This is a genomic window from Nocardioides marinus (genome assembly GCF_013408145.1).
GTDB lineage: Bacteria > Actinomycetota > Actinomycetes > Propionibacteriales > Nocardioidaceae > Nocardioides > Nocardioides marinus.
In genome coordinates this window covers 2866891-2881072 of sequence record NZ_JACBZI010000001.1, presented here as the reverse complement: position 1 = coordinate 2881072, position 14182 = coordinate 2866891, and the positions used below count along the sequence as shown (strand labels likewise).

Annotated in this window: 14 protein-coding genes; 6 read left to right on the top strand and 8 right to left on the bottom strand. The window is 73.9% G+C overall.

The genetic code is table 11. The annotated features are described in order from the left end of the window. Positions 1 to 14: 14 nt before the first annotated feature. Together BKA05_RS13685 and ilvA are read left to right on the top strand one after the other, a co-directional pair. A complete protein-coding gene (locus BKA05_RS13685) occupies positions 15 to 1409 on the top strand; it encodes an AI-2E family transporter (protein ID WP_179531922.1) in 1395 nt (464 codons plus the stop codon). Beyond that, positions 1406 to 2611, top strand: a complete 1206-nt coding sequence (ilvA, locus tag BKA05_RS13680) for a threonine ammonia-lyase (protein ID WP_179531921.1) — start codon at positions 1406 to 1408, stop codon at positions 2609 to 2611. The genes BKA05_RS13685 and ilvA overlap by 4 nt, the downstream gene beginning before the upstream one ends. A gap of 124 nt (positions 2612 to 2735) precedes the next feature. Here ilvA and greA read toward each other — a convergent pair whose 3' ends face one another. Both greA and BKA05_RS13670 read right to left on the bottom strand, forming a co-directional pair. Beyond that, positions 2736 to 3239 carry a transcription elongation factor GreA gene (greA, locus tag BKA05_RS13675; RefSeq protein WP_179531920.1) on the bottom strand — a complete coding sequence of 168 codons (504 nt, stop codon included), beginning with the start codon at positions 3237 to 3239 and terminating at the stop codon, positions 2736 to 2738. Between the two features lie 296 nt (positions 3240 to 3535). Then, positions 3536 to 3937: a DUF4307 domain-containing protein gene (locus BKA05_RS13670; RefSeq protein WP_179531919.1), complete on the bottom strand. Its 402-nt coding sequence runs from the start codon at positions 3935 to 3937 to the stop codon at positions 3536 to 3538. A gap of 59 nt (positions 3938 to 3996) precedes the next feature. On the opposite strand from BKA05_RS13670, the gene mca reads away from it, so the two are divergent. Both mca and BKA05_RS13660 read left to right on the top strand, forming a co-directional pair. Then, a complete protein-coding gene (gene mca, locus BKA05_RS13665) occupies positions 3997 to 4914 on the top strand; it encodes a mycothiol conjugate amidase Mca (protein WP_179531918.1) in 918 nt (305 codons plus the stop codon). 2 nt (positions 4915 to 4916) lie between these two features. Then, a complete protein-coding gene (locus tag BKA05_RS13660; protein ID WP_179531917.1) occupies positions 4917 to 5171 on the top strand; it encodes a hypothetical protein in 255 nt (84 codons plus the stop codon). A 76-nt stretch (positions 5172 to 5247) separates the two neighbouring features. On the opposite strand, the gene BKA05_RS13655 is transcribed toward BKA05_RS13660, so the two are convergent. The 3 genes from BKA05_RS13655 to BKA05_RS13645 all read right to left on the bottom strand — a co-directional run bounded on the left by BKA05_RS13655 (position 5248) and on the right by BKA05_RS13645 (position 9532). Next, the gene (locus tag BKA05_RS13655; protein WP_179531916.1) at positions 5248 to 5631 is read right to left on the bottom strand and encodes a thioredoxin family protein; all 384 of its coding nucleotides are present in this window, start codon (positions 5629 to 5631) and stop codon (positions 5248 to 5250) included. A 43-nt stretch (positions 5632 to 5674) separates the two neighbouring features. Beyond that, positions 5675 to 7030 (bottom strand): protein kinase domain-containing protein, encoded by a 1356-nt coding sequence (locus tag BKA05_RS13650; protein ID WP_179531915.1) that lies wholly within the window; start codon positions 7028 to 7030, stop codon positions 5675 to 5677. A gap of 279 nt (positions 7031 to 7309) precedes the next feature. Next, complete coding sequence (locus tag BKA05_RS13645) at positions 7310 to 9532, bottom strand: beta strand repeat-containing protein (protein WP_179531914.1); 2223 nt, start codon at positions 9530 to 9532, stop codon at positions 7310 to 7312. 206 nt (positions 9533 to 9738) lie between these two features. On the opposite strand from BKA05_RS13645, the gene BKA05_RS13640 reads away from it, so the two are divergent. Continuing rightward, positions 9739 to 10320 carry a sigma-70 family RNA polymerase sigma factor gene (locus tag BKA05_RS13640; RefSeq protein ID WP_179531913.1) on the top strand — a complete coding sequence of 194 codons (582 nt, stop codon included), beginning with the start codon at positions 9739 to 9741 and terminating at the stop codon, positions 10318 to 10320. Then, entirely contained in the window at positions 10317 to 11039 is a 723-nt protein-coding gene (locus BKA05_RS13635; RefSeq protein WP_179531912.1) for an anti-sigma factor, read from the top strand. Before BKA05_RS13640 ends, BKA05_RS13635 begins: the two co-directional genes overlap by 4 nt. Before the next feature lie 264 nt (positions 11040 to 11303). Here the strand turns inward: BKA05_RS13635 and BKA05_RS13630 are convergent, their stop codons facing one another. From BKA05_RS13630 to BKA05_RS13620, 3 genes are read right to left on the bottom strand one after another with little or no spacing between them, the layout of a single operon-like run. Next, positions 11304 to 11696, bottom strand: a complete 393-nt coding sequence (locus tag BKA05_RS13630) for an ATP-binding protein (protein ID WP_179531911.1) — start codon at positions 11694 to 11696, stop codon at positions 11304 to 11306. Between the two features lie 37 nt (positions 11697 to 11733). Beyond that, positions 11734 to 12777 carry an alpha/beta fold hydrolase gene (locus tag BKA05_RS13625; protein ID WP_218842414.1) on the bottom strand — a complete coding sequence of 348 codons (1044 nt, stop codon included), beginning with the start codon at positions 12775 to 12777 and terminating at the stop codon, positions 11734 to 11736. Beyond that, on the bottom strand, positions 12774 to 14180 hold the full coding sequence (locus BKA05_RS13620; RefSeq protein ID WP_179531910.1) for a wax ester/triacylglycerol synthase family O-acyltransferase: 1407 nt from the start codon (positions 14178 to 14180) through the stop codon (positions 12774 to 12776). Before BKA05_RS13620 ends, BKA05_RS13625 begins: the two co-directional genes overlap by 4 nt. Positions 14181 to 14182 lie beyond the last annotated feature (2 nt).

The window sequence follows — 14182 nt, the reverse complement described above, 5'->3', positions numbered from 1 at the left end:
TCTAGGTTGAGGCGATGAGCGACGAGCAGCCGCCCCCGGGGCCGCCCGGGCCGACCGACGGCCCCCGCAGCGGGAACGGGCCCGACCGCCCCGGTGCCCCCGACCCCGAGCGGATCCGGCTGGGGGAGCGTCGTCGGCTGCGCCGCGAGCGCTCCGAGAGCGAGGCCGAGGGCCTGGCGCAGCGGCTGTTCTCCCAGTGGTCGGCGCTGCGCGACGAGCGTGAGCGACAGCTGGCTCCGCCCCAGGTCGTGGCGGTGAGCTCGATGACGCGCTCCCCGGTGCCGGTCGGCTACGACCTGGCCGCGGCCTGGGCGTGGCGCTTCCTGGTGATCGTGGGTGCCCTGGCCGTCGTGGGCTGGGTCCTGGGCTACCTCGTCGTGATCGTGGTCCCGGTGGTCGTCTCCCTGCTGATCACCGCCCTGGCGGTGCCGCTGGTCGACCGCCTGTCGGGCTGGGGCGTGCCACGGGGCCTGGCGGCGCTGCTCACGGTCGCGACGGGGATCGCCGCGGTGGTGGCGCTGCTGACCTTCGTGGGCCAGCAGGTGGCCGGGGGTGCCAGCGACCTGGCCGACTCCACCGTCGCCGGTCTCGGCGAGATCCGGCAGTGGCTCCAGGAGGGGCCGCTGCACGCCACCGACAGCCAGATCGACGGCTACATCGACCAGGCGCAGAAGGCCATCGCCGAGCGGTCCGACGAGGCCGAGATCCTCTCCCGGGTCACCGAGCTCGGGACGACGCTGACACACGTCTTCGCCGGCTTCTTCATCGTGCTCTTCTCCACCTACTTCTTCATGGCCGACGGCTCCCGCATCTGGGCGTGGATCGTGCGGTTGTCCCCGCGCTCGGCGCGGGCACGCTTCGACTCCTCCGGGCGGGTCGCGTGGATCTCGCTGCGCCAGTTCGTCCGCGCCACGGTGATCGTCGCGCTCGTCGACGCCATCGGCATCTCCATCTGGGCCGCGGTCCTGGGCCTGCCCTTCGTGGCCGCGATCGGTGTCCTGGTCTTCCTCGGTGCCTTCGTCCCGATGGTGGGTGCCACGGTGGCCGGCACCGTCGCGATCCTGGTCGCGCTGGTCGACCAGGGGCCCTGGGCGGCCCTGCTGATGCTGATCGGCGTCATCGTGGTCCAGCAGCTCGAGGGCCACGTGCTGCAGCCCTTCCTCATGGGCCGCTGGGTCTCGGTGCACCCGCTCGGCGTGATCGTCGCGATCGCGGTGGGCGTGCTGGTGGCCGGCATCGTCGGCGCGCTGGTGGCCGTCCCGCTGGCGGCCGCGCTCAACGCCGTGGGGCAGCACCTGGCGGCGTACACCGATCCGGGCGACGACCCCGTCGAGGAGCTGGACGAGGACTACGTCGAGACCGGAGGAGCGCCCACCGACCCGACCCGTGGCGAGGACGACCCCGCATGAGCCGGGTGGGGCTCGCCGAGATCGAGGCGGCGCGACTGCTCCTCGACGGCGTCGCGGTGCGCACCCCGATGGAGGAGTCGCGCTGGCTCTCGGCCGTGGCCGGCGGCGAGGTGCGGATCAAGGCGGAGAACCTCCAGCGCACCGGCTCCTTCAAGGCCCGGGGCGCCTACGTCCGGCTCTCCCGTCTCAGCGAGGCCGAGCGCGCGCGGGGCGTGGTCGCGGCCAGCGCCGGCAACCACGCCCAGGGCGTGGCGCTGGCCGCCCAGCTCGTCGGCACCCGCGCCACCGTCTTCATGCCTGAGGGCGCGCCGATCCCGAAGGAGCGCGCCACCCGCGGGTACGGCGCCGAGGTGGTCTTCACCGGCACCTACCTCGAGGACGCGCTGGTCGCGGCGCGGGAGTTCTCCGAGCGCACCGGGGCGGTGTTCATCCACCCCTTCGATCACGAGGACGTGATCGCCGGCCAGGGGACGGTCGGGCTGGAGATCCTCGAGCAGCTCCCCGAGGTGGCCAGCGTCGTGGTGCCGACCGGCGGCGGCGGGCTGCTGGCGGGCGTGGCGCTGGCGGTGAAGGCGGTGCGTCCCGACGTACGCGTCGTCGGCGTGCAGGCCAAGGACGCCGCGGCCTACCCCGGCTCGCTGGAGGCCGGGCGGCCCACCCCGCTGGAGCAGATGCGCACGATGGCCGACGGCATCGCGGTCGGGCGCCCCGGCGACCTCACCTTCGCGGCGGTGCGCGACCACGTGGACGACGTCGTGACCGTCTCGGAGGACTCCCTGGCCCGGGCGGTGCTGGCGCTGGCCGAGCGCGCCAAGCTGGTCTCCGAGCCGGCGGGCGCGGCCGCGGTGGCTGCGCTGCTCGACGACCCCAGCCGCTTCCCGACGCCGTGCGTGGCCGTCGTCTCGGGCGGGAACATCGACCCGCTGCTGCTGGGCAAGGTGATCCGTCACGGCATGGCGGCCGCGGGTCGCTACCTCAACCTGCACGTCACGATCCCCGACGTGCCCGGTGGCCTGGCGCGGCTGCTCGCCGTCGTCGGTGACTCCGGCGCCAACGTCCTCGAGGTCGCCCACGAACGGATCTCACCGTTGCTCTCGGTCGACGAGGTCGACGTCATGCTGCAGCTGGAGACGCGGGGGTCCGAGCACTCCGACGCGGTGCTCTCCGCCCTGCGCGCGCAGGGCTACCGGGTGCTGGAGTGAGGGCGGTTTCGCCACCCGGGTGGTGAACATGGCGCTGGTCGACCGGAATTCCGGTCGACCAGCGCCAGTTCCATGAGACGAGCAGGGCAGTGTCACCACCCGGGTGGTGAAACTGCCGCCGGGCTCAGCCCGTGTAGGGCTCCGCGTCGAGGACGACGACCTCGAGCGTCTTGCCGTTGGGTGCCTCGTAGGACACGGTGTCGCCGCGCTTGGCGCCGTTGATGGCAGCGCCGAGCGGGGACTGCGGGCTGTAGACGGTCAGGCCCTCGGGCTCGATCTCGCGTGCGCCGAGCAGGAACGTCTCGGCCTCGTCGTCGTCGTCGCCCACGAACTTGTAGGTCACCTTCATGCCGGGCTCGACGACACCGTCGTCGGGGGGCGTCTCGCCGACCTCGGCGCGGCGGAGCATGTCCTCGAGCTGGCGGATGCGCCCCTCGATGCGGCCCTGCTCCTCACGAGCGGCGTGGTAGCCGCCGTTCTCCTTCAGGTCGCCCTCGTCGCGGGCCGCGCTGATGCGCTCGATGACCTCCTGGCGCACGGGGCCCTTGAGGTCCTCCAGCTCGGCGACCAGCTTGTCGTGGGCCGCCTGGGTGAGCCAGATCTTCTCCTGCTGCGGGGACTGCGTCATTGGGGAACTCCTGCCATGGAGCCGCGGGACCCCGCTCCGCCTCTCGCGGTGCGGCCCGCCGGCCCGTCTCGTCACTGTCGGGTGCGAACTGTCTCGACCGCCTCCGGTCGGCTGCGAATGGCCGTACGACGGAGGTCGCGGGCCGTTTCGCGAAGCAGCCCTGCGGGACGGTCGATCGCGTCACTGTAGCAACGACCAGGCCCTCGCGCAGGTCCCTCCGCACACCCTCCGGGGTGGGGTGGCGCCGGGGCGCACCCACGAGCCGCCCGGTCGGCGCCGGTCGCGGGGGTGGCGGGTCAGCGGGGGCGCTGCTGCCCCTCCGCGGTGCAGCCGACCTTCTCCACGGCGGTGGCCCGACGCTCGGTGCGGATCGAGACGTTCAGCCGCCCCGAGGACTCGGGGGTGAAGACGGCCTCGCCGACGGCGCTCTTGTCCTCGGCCAGGGCCCGCAGCACGCACTGCACACCGGCGGCCCGGTCGCTGAGCTGCACCTGCACGTCCGCCACGACCTCGTGCTCGTCGGTCACGGTGAAGCCGACCAGCTCCGAGCGCGCCTCGGGGGTCGCGTGGCTCCAGGCGGCCCACGCGACCAGCAGGCCGGCCACGGCCGCGAGCACGACGGTCAGGACCACGGCCGTGCGACGCCGCCAGGGCGAGGGAGCGCCGTACCGCTGCGCCATGAGGTCCTGCGAGGTCACCCCCCGATGGTCCCATCCTCGCGGTCGGCGCTCGCGGGCGCCCTCCTACGATGGAGGGCATGTCGCAGGAGCCCCAGGACAGGCCGTACGCCGGTCTGCGTCTGATGCACGTCCACGCCCACCCCGACGACGAGTCGAGCAAGGGTGCCGCCTCCACCGCCCGCTACGTCGCCGAGGGCGCCGAGGTGCACGTGGTGACCTGCACCGGTGGGGAGCGGGGGTCGATCCTCAACCCGAAGATGGACCGTCCCGAGATCCTGGCCAACATCACCGAGGTGCGTCGCCAGGAGATGGAGCGCGCCCGCGACATCCTGGGCATCACCCAGCACTGGCTCGGGTTCGTCGACTCCGGCTGGCCCGACGGCGACCCGAAGCCGCCGCTGCCCGAGGGCTGTTTCGGGCTGGCGCCGCTGGAGGAGTCGGTCGCGGCGCTGGTGCGGATCGTGCGCGCCGTGCGGCCGCACGTGCTGACGACGTACGACGAGCGCGGCGGCTACCCGCACCCCGACCACATCCGCTGCCACGAGGTGTCCGTCGCCGCCTTCGAGGCCGCCGGTGACCCCGACCGGTTCCCGGAGGCGGGGGAGCCCTGGCAGCCCGCGAAGCTCTACTACCACCACTCCTTCAACCGGCCGCGGATGCAGGCGCTGCACGACGCCATGCAGCAGCACGGGCTGGAGTCGCCGTGGGAGGAGCGGCTCAAGGACTGGAAGCCCGAGCCGGAGTGGGACGCCCGGATCACCACCCGGGTGGTCTGCGACCGGTGGTTCGGCGTCCGCGACCAGGCGCTGCTGGCCCACGCCACCCAGATCGACCCCGACGGCTTCTGGTTCGCCATCCCACGAGAGCTGCAGGCCGAGGTGTGGCCCACCGAGGACTACGAGCTCGTCACGAGCCACGTCGAGGCGCCCACGCCCGAGGACGACCTCTTCGCGGGGCTGCTGGACCACCCTGACGCCACCGGTGGGAGGATCTGAGCATGTTGCTCGACGTCGTCCACTCGGTCCTCCCCCTCGTCCTCGGGCTCGTCGACGAGGTCCCGGAGGCGGAGGACGTCAAGGCCGGCTCGATCGCCTTCGTCATCTTCATCGCCGGCTTCGTGGCCGTCGGTCTGCTCGGCTGGAGCCTGGTGCGTCACCTGCGCAAGGTCGAGGACGCCCGCAAGCGCGGTGTCTTCGGCGACCAGCCGGAGTCGTCCGAGCCCTCCGACGCCGACACCCGCACCACCGACTGACCGGCCGGGGGCCGCACCTGCCCGGACCGCGGTCCGCGCAGGCGCGGCTGAGCCCGCTCAGGTGTGGGCCGGGGGCTCAGCCCCGGGCGTCACCGGGCTGCTCGGCCTGGGCGGCGACCTGGGCGCGCACGTCGTTCATGTCGAGCCCCTTGACCGCGCCGATCAGCTGGTCGAGGCCCGCCGGCGGCAGCGCACCGGGCTGGGCGAAGACCAGGATGCCCTCGCGGAAGGCCATCAGTGTCGGGATCGAGGAGATGCCAGCCGCCGAGGCGAGCTCCTGCTGCTCCTCGGTGTTCACCGACCCGAACGTGACGTCGGGGTGGGACTCGCTGGCAGCTTCGTACGTCGGGGCGAACTGCTGGCACGGGCCGCACCAGCTGGCCCAGAAGTCGACGAACAGGATGTCGTCGTCCTTCACGTGGGACTCGAAGTTCTCGGTGGTCAGCTCGATCGTGGCCATGTCACCACCGTAGCCCGCGGTCCTGAGCCGCGACCGTGGTCGGTCAGTCCTTGTCGCGGCCCTTGGACTTGTCCTTGCTCTTCCCCTTGCCCTTGCTCTTGCCGGGGGAGAGGACGCTGGGGTCGGTGACCACGGGGGAGAGCAGGTCGTCGCCCGAGTCGCCCGAGTCGCCCGAGTCGCCCGAGTCGTCCGAGTCGCCCGGGTCCTCGCTGGTCTCGTCGTCCTGGTCGTCCCCCGGTGACCCCTCCGAGTCGGTGGGGTCGTCGGCGGGGGTGGTGCTCTGCTGGACCGGCTCGGTAGGCGTGGGCTCGGGGGCGGTGCCGCCGGCGGCGAGGCCGGCCACCACGACCAGCAGGACCAGCCCGGCGACCGCACCGGCGACGCCGCGCTGGTGCGGCTCCAGGCCGCGCCAGGTGGCCAGCACCCGGCCGGGTGTCCGGGCGAGGGCGTCCCCCGCACGGTCGACGGTGGGGGCGCGGCTGCCGGCGGGAGCCGAGGCACGGGCAGGAGTCGCGGCAGCGGCGGCCGCGGGGGCGGCTGCGGCGGCCAGCGGCGCCGTGGCCACGGGCGCGGTGAGGAGCGCGGTGCGGGTGGCGCCGGCGTCGGGCGCGCCGTCGGCGAGCAGCCGGGCGACCTCGGCGGCCTCCGGGCGGGCGGCCGGGTCGGAGGCGGTCATGGCGGTCAGCAGCGTGACCCAGCCCTCGCCGAGGGTCTGGGGGACGTCGGGGTCGCGCTGCAGGCGGGCCAGTGCCGCCTCGGTGGGACTGCCGGGGAAGGCGCGGGTGCCGGTCAGCGACTCCAGCAGGACCAGGCCCAGGGAGTAGGTGTCGGCGGCCCCGGTGACGTCCTCGCCGCGGACCTGCTCGGGGGCGAGGTAGGCGGCGGTGCCGATGGCGGTGCCGGTGCGGGTGTGCCGTGCGGTGTCGCCGAGCAGCCGGGCGATGCCGAAGTCGGCCAGCTTGACCCGGCCGTCGTGGCTGAGCAGGACGTTGCCGGGCTTGACGTCACGGTGCACGACCCCGCGCTCGTGGGCGTAGGCCAGGCCTGCCGCGAGCTGGGCCCCGACGGAGGCCGCGTCCTCGGCTGGGAGCGGCCCGGAGCGCAGGGCGTCGTCGAGCGAGCGGCCCTCGACCAGCTCCATGACGAGGAAGGGACGGTCGTCGTCCTCGCCGATGCCGGCGTCGAGGACCGTCACGAGGTTGCGGTGCGAGAGCCGGGCCAGCGTGCGCGCCTCGGCCACGAACCGGTGCCGGGCGGACTCCTCGCCCGCCACGTCGCGGAGCACCTTGACCGCGACGCTGCGCTCCAGCGTGCTGTCGGTGGCGCGGTGCACGTCGGCCATGCCGCCGGAGCCCAGGAGGCCCTCGAGGACGTAGCGGTCACGCAGGGTGGCGCTCACCAGGGGACTCCTCGGTCGATGTGTCGTGGGGGACCTGAGGCCTCTACCCGCGGTCCGGCCGCTTCACACACCGACCTCGTCACACCGGAGTCGGGCAGGGGTCGCGCTCGCGTGGCTGAGCGCGGCCCATCGACCGTGCTGAGCCACACGAGAGGGTCCCCGGACGCACGTCGGCCCCGGGACCTGAGACCGGTCCCGGGGCCGCGGTGGGTGCCGCGGTGGGTGCCGCGGTGGGTACGGCGGCCCCGGCTCAGGTCCGGGCGCCGCCGTACCGCGGTGTCACTGGGCGGTGACGGGAGCGCCGTTGAGCGTGAAGACCCCGCCCGGGGTGTTGAAGGCGTTCGGCCCGGTGGGGGCGGTGTTGCCGGTGACCACCAGGTTCGTCGCGGTGATGGTGCCGGTGGAGGAGTTCCACAGGCCGCCGCCCTCCTTGGCCGCGTCGTTGCCGGTCACGGTCCCGCCGTCCCAGGTGACGGTGGCGGCGCCGGTCACGTGCAGGCCTCCACCGTTGCCGGGGGCGGCACCGGTGCCGTTGCCGGTCATGTCGACGTCGGTGACCAGCAGCGTGCCGACGTTGGACTCCACGGCGCCACCGGCGCGGGAGGAGGAGTTCGCGTCGAAGGAGGTGGCGTCGATGGTCAGCATGGCCGGGTTGGTGCCCTCGCCGTTGTTCAGCACGCCGCCGCCGGAGCCGCTGGCGCCGGTCGCGGCGTTGCCGTCGATCCGCGAGCCGGAGATGGTCATGACGCCGTCGTTGTAGACGCCGCCACCACCCTGGGTGGCGTCGTCACCGGTGGCGGTGTTGTCCTCCACCACGGTGTCGGTGATCGAGAAGGTGCCTCCGGCGGAGTTCCACAGGCCGCCGCCCTCGACCGCGGTGTTGCCGGTCACGGTGCTCTGGGAGACGTCGACGGTGCCGGCACCGGTGAGGTGCAGGCCGCCGCCGTTGCCGGGCGCCGCCCCCGCGTCGTTGCCGAGCAGGTCGGTGCGGAAGACCTCGGTCGAGCCGGCGTTGGCCTCGATGCCGCCGCCGGCGCGCTGGGCGTCGTTGCCGTCGAGCACGCTGCGGCGTACGACGAGCGAGCCTCCCTTGGTGAGGATGCCGCCGCCGGAACCGGCCGCGCCCGTGGCGCTGTTGTCGGCCAGCTCGGAGCCGAGGACCTCGGTGGTGCCGCCGTCGGAGTAGACCGCGCCGCCACCCTGGTCGGCCTCGGCACCCGAGGCGCTGTTGCCCGCCAGCGAGGAGCCGCGCACGGTCAGCGTGCCGCCCGAGGAGTTCCACAGGCCGCCGCCCTCGACGGCGGTGTTGTCGGTGACGGTGCTCTGGAGGACCTCGACGGTGCCCGCGCCGGTGAGGTGCAGGCCGCCGCCGTTGCCGGGAGCCTGGCCCGCGTCGTTGCCGCTGAGCTCGACGCCGTCCAGCGTGGTCGTGCCGACGTTGGCCTCGATCCCGCCGCCGGCGCGGTTGGCGGTGTTGCCCGAGAGCGTCGAGCGCTCGACGCTCAGCGTGCCGAGGTTGTTGAGGATGCCACCGCCGGAGCCGGCGGTGCCGGTGGCGCGGTTGCCCTCGAGCGAGGACCGGGTCACGGTCAGCGCACCGCCGTCGTTGTACAGCGCACCCCCGCCCTGGTCGGCCGCCACGCCCTCGGCGACGTTGTTCATCAGCACGGTGCGGTCCACGGTGAACGTGCCGGTGGCGGAGTTCCACAGCCCGCCGCCCTCGGCGGAGGCGGTGTTGTCGGCGACCCAGCTGCTCTGGACCGACACCGTGCCGGCGCCGGTGAGGTGGAGCCCGCCGCCGTTGCCCGGCTCGGCGCCGGTGGAGTTCTCGATGACGCGGGTCTCGATGAGGGTGGTCTCGCCCTCGACGGCCTCGATGGCGCCGCCGGCGCGGGTCGCGCTGTTGCCGCGCAGCACCGAGCCGGAGACCAGCAGGGTGCCGGCCTCGTTGGCGATGGCACCGCCCGAGGCACCGGTGCCCTCGGCGACCGAGGCGCGGATCGTGGTGCCGCGCAGCACGACCTCGCCGGCGCTGCGGATCGCGCCGCCGTTCTCGCCGGTCGGGGCCGCGCCCTTGACCAGGCGGGCCTGCTTGAGCACGAGACGACCGCCGTCGGCGACGTCGAAGACGCGGCTCGCGCCGCGGGCGTCGATGCGGTGGGCCCGGGCGTTGATCACGATGTCGCCGGTGACGTCGAGCTGGCCGCCGCGCAGCCGCACGTGGTCACGGACCTTGATCCGGGTCAGGCCCGTCGAGGCGTTGGCCTGCTCGACGGCGTCGCGCAGGTCGCTCTCGGAGTCGACCTTGACCTTGCGGGCAGCGGCGCGGGCCGCGGTGGCCCCGGCGGTGGCACCGGTGGCCGCGTCGGCCGTGGAGACGTCGACCGTGGTGAGGTCGGCAGCGGAGGCGGGGAGGGTCAGCCCGGTCCCGGCGCCGAACGCCAGGAGGGCCGCTGCGGCGCCACCGGTGACCCGGGAGCGCCTGCGGGAGGGAGCAGTCATGTCGTGATGGCCCTTCAGTCGGCGGCCGGGCGGTCCGGCCACGGGCGAGGACGCGGACGGTCCTCGTGAGTGGGTACGGCGCCGGGTCGGTGCGCGTTCATCGCCGATCGGGATCCGTCCCGATCCGGTCCTTCCGGGTGAGCGACCCATCCGGTCCCACGCGCGGTTCCGAAGGCAGGGCAGAGCCCCCTGCGAGAGGACCCCCGGTGACCGAGACCCCCGCGGCCACGACGACCACCCGGCCGGCCGCGCCCCCGGTACCGGCCGGTCTGCGCGACGAGGACGAGGTGCACGCGGCGTACCTGCTCTACGGCCCGCAGATCTTCCGCTTCGTGCTGCGCGGGCTCGACGACGCAGGAGCCGCGCAGGACGTCACGCAGGAGACCTTCCTCAAGGCGTGGCGGCGGGCCGACCTCTTCGACCCCACGCTGTCGTCGCTGCGCAGCTGGCTCTTCGGCATCGCCCGGCACGCGATGATCGACCACGCCCGCGCGGCCTCGGTCCGGCCGTGGCAGAGCCGGCTGGTCGACCCGCCGACGGCGCAGGTCGCGGGGGAGACGGTGCCCGACCCCACCGAGCGACTGGTGGGAGCATGGGTGGTGGAGGAGGCGTTGCGTCGCATCTCCGAGCACCACCGCGTGGCCATCGTCGAGACCCACCTGCGCGAACGACCCCACGACGAGGTCGCCGCCGAGCTGGGGGTCCCGGTCGGGACGCTGCGCAGCCGGGTGTTCTACGGGCTGAAGGCGCTGCGGACCGCGATGGACGAGATGGGGGTCGACCGATGACCGGACCCGACGACGCGCACCAGCGTCTGCGTGAGCTCCTGGGGGTGCACGCCCTCGGGCACCCCCTCGACCCGACCGACGAGACGGTGCTGCGGGCACACCTGGACGGCTGCCCGGCATGCCGGACCGAGCTGGAGGAGCTCGTCCCGCTGCGTGGGGCCCTCGCCGACGTCGACCCGACCCGCCTGGCGTCACCGGCCTCCCCGCCCCCGGGGCTGGGACGCGAGGTGCGCGACGCCGTCGCCGCCGAGCGCAGGCTCCAGGAGCGCGACGTGCTCGCCCGGCATCGCGACAGCCGGCTGCAGCGGCGTACCCGGTGGGTCCAGGGGATCTCGGCCGCGGCCATGGTCACCGTCCTGGTCGGCACCGGGGGCGTGCTGCTCGGGCGCGCCTCGGTGCCGGAGCCGCCCGCGGTGCCCTACGAGGCGGTGTCGCTGGAGGTCGTGGGCGACCCGGAGGTCACCGTCGCCGAGGCCGGCCTGGTGCCGCACAGCTGGGGTGTCGAGCTGCGCTTCCGGGGAGCGGGCTTCGAGGAGGGTGCGGTCTACCGCGCGGTCTTCGTCGGCCCCGACGGTGAGCAGACACCGGCGGGGGAGTTCCTCGGCACCGGCGCCCGGGAGATGACCTGCAACCTGCAGTCGGCCCTGCTGCGCGACGCCGCCACCCGCGTCGTCGTCACCGACGAGTCCGGGCAGACGGTGCTCACCGCAGCGCTGTGATCGCGCGCGTCGGTCCCGGGGAAGGTGGGACTGACATCAGTCAGACCTTGCGCTGCGCGGTCGAACCCTCGACCGCCATCTGAAAGGTGGGACTGACATCAGTCAGACCTTGCGCTGCGCGGTCGAACCTTCGACCGCCATCTGAAAGGTGGGACTGACATCAGTCAGACCTTGCGCTGCGCGGTCGAACCGTCGACCGCCATCCGAAAGGTCTGACTGACATCAGTCGAACCTTCAGCAGACCCGCAGCCGCGGGCGGGCCCGTCAGGCCATGGCGAGGGCGAGCTCGGCGACGACGTGGGTACGCCGGTCGCGTCGGTCGACGTGCCAGTGCTCGCAGACCTCGCTGACGATCATCAGGCCCCGGCCGTGGTCGGAGTCGGCGTCGGCCTCGACGGGCTCCACGGTGCCGGTGCGGCCGCCGTCGCAGACCTCGAGGACGAGGCGCTCGGGCTCCAGCGACCAGGAGACCTCGACGTGCCCCGTGGGAGTGGGACGCCCGTGGCGCACGGCGTTGGAGACCAGCTCGCTGAGCACGAGTGTCGCGTCGTAGACGACCGAGTCGCCGACGCCCTCGCGCTCGAGCAGGTCGCGCAGCCCGTGCCGGGCGACCGCGACGCTCGCGGGCTCGTGGGCCAGGCGGTGTGTCTCGTGCATGTGGACTCCCCTCTCCGACCAGCCGTATACCCAGGACTCAGCCCGCGGACACGTCCCGGAGCCGAGGAGTGCTGGTCGCCACGTCGGCGCCGGCCCGCGCCCACACGTCGTCGAGGGCGTCGTGGAAGACCGGTAGCCAGCGGGCGGCGTCCAGGACGACGGAGGCGTGGCCGCCGGGGGCGGAGAAGACCCGGGCGCCCGGGACCGCGGCCGCGAGCTTGTGCTGGCGGCGGGTGGGGATCGCGTGGTCCTTCTCGGTCACCACGACGGCCGTGGGGACGTCGACCTCGCCGATCCACGGCGCGGAGTCGAAGTGCCCGACCGCGTTGACCACCTCGGGGTAGGCCCAGCCCGAGGTGCTACGCACCTGCGCGAGCCCCCAGCTGGTCAGGTCCGTCAGGTGCACGTCGGGGGTGAGCGGCAGGCTCTGGGCGAGCTGTTCGACGCGGGCCGCGGCGTGGCGGGACACCGGGTTCATCGTGGCGGCCAGCACGGGGAAGAACAGTCGCTCGTGCACCGTCCCCTGGCCGTTGCGCGCGGTGGAGGCCAGCACCAGCCCGGCGACCCGTTCGGGGTGGCGGTGCCAGGTCTCCTGCGCGACGAAACCGCCCAGGGAGTAGCCGGCGAACACGGCCCGGTCGATGCCCAGGGCGTCGAGCACGGCCACCGCGTCGTCGGCGCAGTCCTCGATGCGGAACCGCTCGGAGACGATGCCGCGCCCGTGCCAGCGCTGGTCGAAGGCCACGACCCGGTAGCGGTCGCCGAGGGCACCCAGGACCGGGAACCAGTTGAGGTACGCCGTGCAGGCCAGCCCGTGCAGCAGGACGACGACCGGTGCGTCGGGCGTGGGCCCGGGGACGTCGACGACGAAGGTGCTGCCGCGGCCGGCCAGCCGCACGGTGCGGCCGGCCGGGACCGTCCCGGTGGGCGGCTCGGGCATCAGCCGGCGACCCAGGGCCCCCGCCGCGAGCCTCGGGACCGCCAGGCCCGAGCGGACGGCCAGGCGGGTGACCGCCCAGGTGGCGTCGCCGCCGACCTTCACCGCACGGGTGAAGGGTCGGTGGAAGAGGGGGTGGGTCATCGCGGGGTCTCCTCACGGATGGTCGCCAGCAGCTCGTCGAGCGCCGGGCGGAGCTCGGCGGTCAGCTCGTCGAGGTCGGGCAGCAGGTCGGGACAGGCCAGCAGGGTGAAGTTCATCCGGTCGACGTAGGACCAGACCGTCACGTTGAGCCCGATCCCCTCGAGGATCGGCCCGACGCTGAAGATGTCGGTCATGGGGGTGCCGTCGATGGTGACCGGGGCCCGGGGACCGGGGACGTTGGAGACCACGACGTTGACCGGGGAGGGGTGCCACCGCGCGGCGCGCAGCCAGGAGTAGAGCCGCATCACGACCGCGGCGGGGCCGGGCGGGGAGAACTCCAGCCACGCCCGCAGCATCTCCGCGCCGAGGGTCTGCTGGACCTGCTTGGCCTCGACGGTGGTGCGGTGCACGCGGTGCAGCCGCGCCACCGGGTCGGCCTGGTCGGTGCCCAGCACGGTGAAGAAGTTCGACACCAGGTTGCCGCGCAGCCGGGGCGCCTGGCCCGTGGGCTCGGTCGAGACCGGCACGGCACAGGTGAGGGTGCGCTCCGGCAGCGCGTCGCGTGTGAGCAGGTAGCGGCGCAGCGCACCCCCGACCACGCACAGCACGACGTCGTTGAGCGTCACCCCGTGCGCGGACTTGACCGCCTTCAGCTCCGCCAGCGGCAGGGACAGGGTCGAGAAGGAGCGCCGCGGCGTCAGCGCGGAGTTGAACGGCGTGGCGGGGGTGTCCAGCACGGGGCGGGGTACGTCGGTGTCGTCGGGTCGCTCCCGGCGTACCAGACGGACCAACGCCGCGACGGTGCGCGCCAGCAGCCCCGGCAGCTGCACCGCCCGGGCCACCCCGTCGCGGATCCCGAGCCAGGCCAGCTCGCGCGGCGGCGGCGTGTGGTCGTCGACCACCTGCGGCGAGGGCTGCGGTGCGCCGAGCGGGTTCTGGTCGGCGACGTTGCCGAGCATCGCGTTGGCGGCGACCCCGTCGGCGAGGGCGTGGTGGATCTTCACGACCACCGCCACTCGGCCGCCCTCGAGCCCCTCCACGAGGTGCAGCTCCCACAGGGGCACGTCGCGGTGCAGCGGGGTGCTGGCGATGCGGCCGATGACCTGGTGCAGCTCGTGCATGGTGCCGGGGTCGCGCAGGCGGTGGTGGAAGCAGTGCTGGCGCGGGTCGACCGGCCGGTCGGAGACCCACACCGGGTGGTGCAGCGCCCACGGGATCGGCTGGACCCGGCGGCGCAGCGCCGGCATCGCGTCCAACCGGAGCACCAGCCAGCGGCTCAGGGCGTCGAGGTCGATCGCCCCGCCGGGCGGGTCGAGCACCGCGATCTTGAGCGTGTGCATGTGGGTCGACGGGGTCTCCATGTAGAGGAACCCCGCGTCGATGCCGGTCATCCGCTCGACCACGG